9 protein-coding genes are annotated in these 8651 nt (G+C 56.7%); 7 read left to right on the top strand and 2 right to left on the bottom strand.

What is annotated here, in order from left to right:
- Positions 1 to 130 precede the first annotated feature (130 nt).
- From AC2FH9_RS13955 to rpsD, 3 genes are all read left to right on the top strand, one after another.
- The gene (locus AC2FH9_RS13955) at positions 131 to 1138 is read left to right on the top strand and encodes a helix-turn-helix domain-containing protein (RefSeq protein ID WP_496871917.1); all 1008 of its coding nucleotides are present in this window, start codon (positions 131 to 133) and stop codon (positions 1136 to 1138) included.
- Positions 1139 to 1421: 283 nt separating this feature from the next.
- Positions 1422 to 1925, top strand: a complete 504-nt coding sequence (locus tag AC2FH9_RS13950) for a hypothetical protein (protein WP_496871916.1) — start codon at positions 1422 to 1424, stop codon at positions 1923 to 1925.
- A 213-nt stretch (positions 1926 to 2138) separates the two neighbouring features.
- A complete protein-coding gene (gene rpsD / locus AC2FH9_RS13945) occupies positions 2139 to 2759 on the top strand; it encodes a 30S ribosomal protein S4 (RefSeq protein WP_058279997.1) in 621 nt (206 codons plus the stop codon).
- A 127-nt stretch (positions 2760 to 2886) separates the two neighbouring features.
- Here rpsD and AC2FH9_RS13940 read toward each other — a convergent pair whose 3' ends face one another.
- Positions 2887 to 3348 carry an Lrp/AsnC family transcriptional regulator gene (locus tag AC2FH9_RS13940; protein ID WP_142636466.1) on the bottom strand — a complete coding sequence of 154 codons (462 nt, stop codon included), beginning with the start codon at positions 3346 to 3348 and terminating at the stop codon, positions 2887 to 2889.
- Positions 3349 to 3451: 103 nt separating this feature from the next.
- Between AC2FH9_RS13940 and AC2FH9_RS13935 the strand changes: the two genes are divergently transcribed.
- The 4 genes from AC2FH9_RS13935 to AC2FH9_RS13920 all read left to right on the top strand — a co-directional run bounded on the left by AC2FH9_RS13935 (position 3452) and on the right by AC2FH9_RS13920 (position 7651).
- On the top strand, positions 3452 to 4867 hold the full coding sequence (locus AC2FH9_RS13935) for an aminotransferase class V-fold PLP-dependent enzyme (RefSeq protein WP_496871914.1): 1416 nt from the start codon (positions 3452 to 3454) through the stop codon (positions 4865 to 4867).
- 65 nt (positions 4868 to 4932) lie between these two features.
- Complete coding sequence (gene hisC, locus AC2FH9_RS13930) at positions 4933 to 6018, top strand: histidinol-phosphate transaminase (protein ID WP_496871913.1); 1086 nt, start codon at positions 4933 to 4935, stop codon at positions 6016 to 6018.
- Positions 6015 to 6935, top strand: a complete 921-nt coding sequence (locus tag AC2FH9_RS13925; RefSeq protein WP_496871912.1) for a prephenate/arogenate dehydrogenase family protein — start codon at positions 6015 to 6017, stop codon at positions 6933 to 6935. Before hisC ends, AC2FH9_RS13925 begins: the two co-directional genes overlap by 4 nt.
- Entirely contained in the window at positions 6932 to 7651 is a 720-nt protein-coding gene (locus AC2FH9_RS13920) for an extensin-like domain-containing protein (protein WP_496694692.1), read from the top strand. Before AC2FH9_RS13925 ends, AC2FH9_RS13920 begins: the two co-directional genes overlap by 4 nt.
- Here the strand turns inward: AC2FH9_RS13920 and AC2FH9_RS13915 are convergent.
- Positions 7648 to 8649 (bottom strand): DUF2125 domain-containing protein, encoded by a 1002-nt coding sequence (locus AC2FH9_RS13915; protein WP_496871911.1) that lies wholly within the window; start codon positions 8647 to 8649, stop codon positions 7648 to 7650. The genes AC2FH9_RS13920 and AC2FH9_RS13915 overlap by 4 nt on opposite strands.
- Positions 8650 to 8651: the final 2 nt, after the last annotated feature.

The following is an 8651-nucleotide window of genomic DNA, read 5'->3' as shown; positions in this document are numbered from 1 at the left end:
CAATGTCCGAATACGAAGACGCAGCTGAGTAAACAGACGACAACCAGATCAGCCCCCGCACTGGCCAGGGGCTGATCCATCCCGGGCCATATGCCTTTGCCTGTGGCCCAGGCTTTTCAGCGGGGGAGACATGAAGCATTGCATCTTCGAAAATGACCAAGCCTATCTGGCTGAGCCAACCTCTGCTGCGTTCGTGCGAACCCACAACATCGATGTGATCGTGCGCGATAGTAGTGCATTTGCCTCGGCCGAGATGATCAGGGAATTTTATCATGCCCTGAGCGATCTGACCGGCGACCATTCCTATGTCGTTAATCTGCGTTTGGCTGGTGCGGGGTCCGTAGGAGGACCGCAGTACTGGACCGGAAGAGCGGCTGTTTTCTGGGGCGATTTTTCGGATTGTTGGACGTTGTCCGACGCCGAAAGAACATGGGTCTCACAAGTTCTGAACCTTTCGCCACGGACCGTTCTTGTCGGTGGTGCCGTGCTTGTGCTGGCCCAGATTAGATTGTCGGAAAAAACAGTCGCGGCCATTCACCCCAACTTCGATGCAGCAGCGCGTGAAGCAGATTTGACCAACTGTGGTACAGGCACATTTCTGGCGGCGCGCGGGCGCACGCATAGCGCGACGACACGTCTGAGTACGCTGCGTTTGTTGGCGGATTTTGTTTCGTTGGACCATGGTGAGAACATGGCTGATAACCTACGCGGGTTTATCGGCCTGTCCGAACCCAAGCGGGACTGCGAAAGCCAGCTTGCCAATCGCTTGATCCATCGTGCGGGCGGGGATCACCTGGTTATGTCAGCCGTTGAGGCAATGCTGAACCATGTCGAAGAGCCACTCAGGATCACGGATCTTTCGAACATGGTCGGCACTTCAACCCGGCAGCTTCAGAGACGGTTTCTGAACAAGACGGGGGCAAAGCTTTTGGCCACATACCGAGAATTGCGTCTGGAACGTGCGCATAGCCTGCTGCGGTTTACGGATTTGCCACAAATCGAGATTGCCACCGCCACAGGGTTTTCGTCTACAACGTCACTAAAACGTGCTTTTCGAGACCAGTACAAGACGATGCCGGAAGATATCCGCAGCCTCCGCTTTTCCGGTGGAATGGCGGATCGGGGGCTGGTGAACTGACAGCTCGTGCAGTGTGCCGATTAGGGCGCACGCATTTGAAATTTAAATCCGCTGTGATTGGCGAATCGAAAAAAAGCCTGATCAGACCGAATGCAGGGCAGACCGACATTCGGGCTCAGTAAGATCCTTTAGGTCTTTGAAACGCGGATTTCTGCACCCGGATTCTGATTCTGTTCTGCAACATTCTCGTGATTGCTGCAATTCCGTCCCTTTTCTGCCGGAATCGTCACTGATAAACCCTTGGCCATCGGGCAGTGATTTGTTGAGGGGTACGGGCGGTAAAATGAATACCGGGGTAAACGGTCGTGTTGCCATTTCATGGTCGCAGACACAGATTGATGGGCTAGAGGCGGCGCCTCTGGCATTTTTAAATGTAGGGTCGGCCTGGTCCTGGCGCGGTCAGGCATCGATGCTGGCAAGCAGCGCTGAAGTTGCCGGGCGTAAAAACGCATTTGCATCTGGTACAATCGGGCGCGTTATTCCTGGCACGACTTTTTCGGATAATGTCGTCGGAACGCTCGAGCTTATGAACGGGGCGCAACGGTTTTCAGCGTTACTGGTCGTTTCCGATGATGATGAAAGCCCGTCGCTGGTGTTTGAAAGCGGCTGTCCTTCACGCGATCAGGAATTCTGGATCAGCGCATATACTCAGATCAAGCATCAGAGTGGTGAAGTTGCAGAGCAGGACGGAACTGTCGTCGCGTTTCATCGCAAGGCCACTCAGTTCCAGTACACTGGTGTCGCGAACCTACGCGCAACTGTAAACGGTGCCACTTTAGCGGAGTAAATCCCGTTAGCGGTGCCGTCTTTGAATCGAATTTCAGAAAGTTTCGGTTCCTTCCGTTCGGCATGTTGACTCTGCCAGCGCTGCGGATATAAGCGCGGCTTCATTGGTGTTGGTGGCCCCCGCAAGGGGAGGCCTGTCATGAGGGAAACCTCAAGAGGACAACGCCCTTCATAGTGGCCTATCAGGGCCTCGACCTTAAGAAGGAGATCAGCCGTGACCAAACGCACGTCTGCCAAGTACAAAATCGACCGCCGGATGGGCGAAAACATCTGGGGTCGTCCGAAATCCCCGGTCAACCGTCGTGAATACGGCCCTGGTCAGCACGGTCAGCGCCGGAAAGGCAAACTGTCTGACTTCGGTCTGCAGCTGCGCGCCAAGCAGAAGCTGAAGGGCTACTATGGCGACCTGACCGAAAAGCAGTTCCGCCGCATCTATGCCGAAGCTGTTCGTGTCAACGGCGATACCGGTGAAAACCTGATTGGTCTGCTGGAACGCCGTCTGGACGCCGTTGTCTATCGCGCCAAATTCGTCGCGACCGTGTTCGCCGCGCGTCAGTTCGTGAACCACGGCCACGTCACAGTGAACGGCAAGCGAGTCAACATCCCTAGCTACCGTGTCAAAGAAGGCGACGTCATCGAAGTACGTGACAAGTCCAAGCAACTGGCCGTTGTTCTTGAAGCTGCTGCTCTGGCCGAGCGTGATGTTCCTGATTACATCGACGCCGACCACTCGAAAATGACCGCGACTTTCGTGCGCGCACCGGGTCTGGGCGATGTGCCTTACCCGGTCATGATGGAACCGAACCTGGTTGTCGAATTCTACGCGAAGAACTAATCTTCGCCGAAATCGAAATTCGAAAGGCCGCGCGTTTGCGCGGTCTTTTTCTTTTTAGGGGCTCTGCCCCCAATCACGACCAGTCGCGATGCCCCCCGAGCAATTTTTTGGCCAAATAAAGAGCGGATCAGATTGGCAAGGGTCGTCCTTCTGCAATTGCCTCCATCGCGAAATATGAAGTTACGCTGTCCAGCTCGACTTTTTCGATGAGGCGTTGATAGACCTTGTCGTACGAAGCCATATCCTGCGTAACAACCTTGAGCTGATAGTCGTAGTCGCCGCCAATGCGGTGGAAGTCCACGACCTCTGGTATCGTCAGAACATGCCTGCGAAAGGCCTGTAACCACTCGGCCGAGTGGTGCCGCGTACGCAGCATGACGAAGACCACAAGGCTCAGCCCTAATTTTTCGCGCGCGATTTGCGCTGTCGATCCGATGATGACGCCCTGATCATTCAGGGCCTTCAGCCGACGCCAGCAGGCGTTTTGCGACAGCCCGATGCGGTCGGCCAGTTCACGTTGGGACAGCGTAGCGTCGGTTTGCAGTTCACGCAGCAGGCGATGGTCAATATGATCTAGATTTTTGGACATTCCAAATCATATGACACATGATTTATGAAAACCATCTAAAAATATGCATTATATACACAACACATATCAATCATATTTGTTGGGAAACTTCGGAGTCCGTATAATGACACTTTCCCAATTTCGTTCTGACATTGAAGCTGCTGTTCGTAGCGACACGTTGCGCGATGGCTTAATCGGCGAGAATGTTATGATCCCGGGGCTGCGCGGGGACATACCTTTGGTTTACGCGGATTATGTTGCGTCGGGCCGCGCATTGAAGCAGGTCGAGGATTTTGTGGCCGCGCATGTGTTGCCGTTTTATGCCAACAGCCACACCGAGGCGTCTTATTGCGGGGCCTACATGACCCGACTGCGCCGCGAGGCCCGTGCGGAAATCTCCCGGATTGTTGGCGCCGGGGAAAATGATGCGGTGATTTTTACCGGATCCGGCGCTACAGCGGGTCTCAACCGGCTGGTCAATCTGTTGGGGATCGAGGCCGCAGCACGACCAGTGGTAATGATCGGCCCATATGAGCACCATTCGAACATCCTGCCGTGGCGGGAAAGCAAAGCGCTGGTGATTGAAATCCCCGAAGCATCCGAAGGGGGTGTCGATCTGTCGGCTTTAGAGCGTGCCTTGGTTGAAAACGCGGACTCGGATCTGATCATCGGGTCATTTTCGGCCGCTTCGAATGTGACGGGCATAATCACTGATCCCGACCCGGTTACGCGGCTGCTTAAGGCTAATGGTGCTGTAGCGGTTTGGGATTATGCGGGCGGTGGGCCTTATCTGCCAATGGAAATGGGCCCGGCGGATGCGCGCAAGGATGCGATCGTGGTCTCTCCTCATAAATTTGCCGGTGGGCCCGGCGCGTCTGGTGTATTGATCGTCAATCAAAACGTTGTGCAGCGCACATGCCCCAGCTGGCCCGGTGGTGGCACTGTGAGTTTCGTGTCCCCTTGGGGGCATGACTACAGCGCCGATCTTGCAACGCGCGAAGAGGCGGGAACGCCGAATGTCATAGGCGACATCCGTGCCGCGTTGGCTTTCATGGTCAAAGATGCAGTTGGCGCAGACGAAATCGCAAGGCGCGAGGCGCTTTACAACCAGATGGCATTGGAAGGGTGGGGAGATAACCCAGGTCTGACCTTGTTGGGCGCGGACAATCCACATCGGTTGCCGATTTTTTCCTTTCTTGTTCATGACAGTAAAGGTCAGCCGGTGCACCAGCAGTTATTCACCAGGATGCTGAGTGATGTTTATGGCATTCAAGCCCGGGGTGGGTGTGCTTGTGCCGGGCCCTATGCCCATCGGTTGCTGGGTATTGATCGTGCAGCCTCGGAGCAGTTGCATGCGGCGCTTGGTGCTGGAGAAGAGTTGAAAAAACCCGGTTGGGTGCGTCTGAACTTTTCATATCTGATGTCCCAAGAGACTGTCCGCTTCATCATCGACAGCGTCAATGACCTGTCCCGGCGGACCGAAGAGTTTACTCCTTTTTACGACGCCGACCCGGCGACAGCCCGCTTCAAGGCGGCATAAGGGAATTGCCGCTTTTCTCAACGCTTTGAGACGGGTATGAGGGGCTTCTAAATACGGAGCCTCTTATGACCCAGATCACCCCTCAACCCGGCATTATGGACATCGCGCTTTATCAGGGCGGCCAGTCGAAGGTGGCGGGGGTCGACCATGTGATCAAGTTGAGCTCGAACGAAAACCCCTTTGGCCCTAGCCCCAAAGCGATCGAAGCAGTGCGTGACAGTGCGGCCACCCTGAACCGGTATCCCAGTACAGATCACGCCAGTCTGCGTATGGCTATTGGCGAACGCCACGGGCTGGACCCGGCGCGAATTATCTGCGGCGTGGGCAGTGACGAGGTGCTGCAATTCGTGGCACAGGCCTATGCCGGTCCGGGTGATGAGGTTATCTATACCGAACACGGATTTTCGATGTACCCGATCATCGCTCGGATGGCGGGGGCAACTCCGGTGATGGTGTCTGAAACCGATCGTCACGTGGATGTGGGCAACATTCTTGCCGCTGTGACTGACCAGACCCGGATCGTGTTCGTGACCAATCCGGGCAATCCGACATCGACCATGATCCCCGAGGCTAATCTTATCCGACTGGCCGAAAGCTTGCCGCAGACCTGTCTGATGGTGATTGATGGCGCCTATGCCGAGTTTGTCGAAGGGTTCGACGGAGGCCGCGCTCTGGTGGATCGGTTCGAGAATGTGATCATGACGCGGACCTTTTCCAAGATCTATGGACTGGGCGGGATGCGGGTCGGTTGGGGCTATGCGGCGCAAGAGATCATAGATGTGCTGAACCGGGTGCGCCAGCCCTTCAACCTGTCGCTGACTGCGTTGGCCGCTGCCGAAGCCGCCATAAAGGACGAAGAGTACCTGACCTTTTGCCACAGCGAAAATGCACGCCTGCGAGTTTGGCTTTCGGCCCAGTTGTCCAAAATCGGCGTATCTTCGGATGCGTCCAGCACCAATTTCATCCTCGCCCGCTTTAAAGATCAGGCCGAGGCCGAAGCGTGCGACGATTACCTCAAGACACAGGGTTTGATCGTGCGCCGCGTGGCGGGATATAACCTGCCAAATGCTCTTCGGATCACGGTTGGGGACGAGGAGGCTTGTCGCCGTGTCGTTGCGGCCATAACCGCTTTCAAAGGGAGCGCCGCATGAGCCAGGTATATGACCGCGTTGCGCTGATCGGGTTGGGCCTGATCGCATCGTCGATGTTCTGGGCGATTAAACGTGCTGGATTGGCCGCCGAAGTAACCGGCTATGCCCGGTCCGAGGCCACGCGCGACACCGCGCGCAAGATTGGCCTATGCGACCGGATCTGTGACACCGCGCAAGAGGCCGTTGAGGGTGCAGACCTTGTAGTTCTGTGCGTGCCTGTTGGCGCGATGGGCGCGGTAGCGCAGGAGATTGCGCCTGCCCTGAAGCCGGGCGCGACCGTTTCGGACGTGGGTTCGGTCAAGCGACATGTCATTCAAGATGTCTCACCTCACATCCCGCAGGATGTTCATTTCATTCCCGCGCATCCGCTGGCCGGGACCGAGCATTCCGGCCCTGAATCCGGATTTGCCGAGCTTTTCGACAACCGTTGGTGCCTTTTGGTGCCGGTTGAGGGTTCGAGCCCGGACGCTGTGGCGCGCCTGCGCTCGTTGTGGACGGGTTTGGGTTCGAATGTTGATGAGATGGATGCCGATCACCATGATCTGGTTCTTGCAGTGACATCCCATGCGCCACACCTTATCGCCTATACGATGGTCGGCGTAGCGGATGATCTGCGCCGTGTGACCGATAGCGAGGTCATCAAATACTCGGCCGCGGGCTTTCGGGATTTCACCCGGATCGCGGCCTCGGACCCGACTATGTGGCGCGATGTGTTTCTGACCAACAAGGATGCGACGCTAGAGATATTGGGGCGTTTCACTGAAGAACTGTTTGCGCTGCAGCGGGCCATTCGTACAGGTGACGGCGATCAGCTGTTCGATTATTTCACGCGCACACGTGCGATCCGGCGCGGGATCATTGATGCCGGGCAGGATACGGACGCGCCGGATTTTGGTCGCGGGAATACCAACCCATGAGGCGCGGCTGGAGCGCTCTGTCGATTGGGTGGTTGGTACTTGGTGCCACAATGGGGAATGCAACGCCATCTGAACACCTGTTGACCCCCGATGACCAACCGGTTCTGGCCTTTGCCGCTCCGGTCGGGATGCAGCCAGAGTTGCAGCCGAATACGCTGGTACAGCAGGTGCTGTTCAAAAAGCGTAAGCTGCGCAAAACATCGGTCTGCGGGAATATCGAAATTCAGGGCAAGCCGGTGGGTAATGTTCCCGGCAAGATCAAAGCCTGCGGGATCAAGGAAGCGGTACAGATCACCTCAGTTTCTGGTGTGGCGCTTAGCCGTCCGTCCACCATGGATTGCGGCACAGCAATTGCGCTGAACCAATGGGTCGAGAAAAGCGTGAAGCCCACCTTCAAAAGGCGCGGTCCCGTTGTCGAACTGCAGGTCGCGGCCCACTACGCATGCCGGACGCGCAACAACCGCAAGGGTGCGCGGATATCGGAACACGGTAAAGGCCGGGCCATAGACATATCAGGTTTCAAGATGGCGAATGGCGAGGTTGTGACCGTTCTGAACGGTTGGCGCAAGAACCCGTCAAAGAAGCAACTGACCAAGATCTGGCGCGCCGCCTGCGGGCCGTTCGGAACGGTACTTGGCCCGAATGCGGACCGGTATCACCGGGATCATTTTCACTTGGACACAGCCCGGTATCGCCGTGGCCCGTACTGCCGTTAACGCAGGATCAACCGCGGGGCCGGACCAAGGGGTAGCGGGCCAAGCGCCACATAGCCCTCACGGAAATTCAACTGAAGATCCAGCGCGTCGGGATTGCCCCCCAAGCCAGCCATGAATTTCAGGGCACGTGTAACAGGGTCTACCGCCTGATCGGGTAGGGCCCCTGCGGCGTTGGCCATGGCAACCATCTCACGCCAATTTTCAGCCTTGATCGAAATCTCTCCGGTAGGAATACCCTGTTCGTCCACGTCCAGCTCTCCGGCAGCGAACAGGCGCAATGCACCCCATTTCATCTCAGCTAGACGCAGGTCGATCCGGGTGGGCTGAGGTCGGCTTTGTTCCAGTGCAGATCGATCCCACGGTTTGTCAAAGGTGGCGACCATATCCAATTCCAGCGCATCGAATGTCTGGGGCAGTGTGGTGGCGGAATGCATCATGGCGCGCAGATCATCGCCGGGGGAAAAGCCATCGATCCGCGCGCTGATCGCATAGGCTTGAGGATTTTCGGTTTGCTCCATCACCAGACCAAGCGTGGTTCCCGCTGCTAGCAAATCAGCATCATTGGCAACGGACCATGGTCCGGCAGTCAGAGACATTTTCTCTAGCACCAGCGCGACACCAGGTTGCAACTGCAGCTCGGCCTGCAGGTCAGCTGCAACGATGGTCGACGTTTGATCGAAATAGGACAGCAGCTGCGGCGTTTCCGCGAAACGCAGAACCTGTCGACCCGGCCAGATCGCGGGGCTTTGGAATTCGATCCAGTCGGCGCTCCAGGCGGTGCCGTTGACCGGGTCGGCCAGAGCGGGGCTGTTCAGTCGGGTGACGTGGTTGAATGGATAGCCTGCTGTGGCTACGTCCGAAAAATCGGCCAGCCAGCCTCTTTCTTGTTGGTTGTCGAACCATGTTGTGATCGCGTTGCGCAATCCATATCCGGCGACGAACCAATAGGCGCTCCAGATCGCAGTGATGAAAATGACTACTCGTATTAGCCCGCGCATTG

The organism is Ruegeria sp. CDSC081 (genome assembly GCF_059610485.1).
The sequence above is the reverse complement of the archived record's forward strand: the minus strand, read 5'-3'. Positions and strand labels throughout refer to the sequence as shown.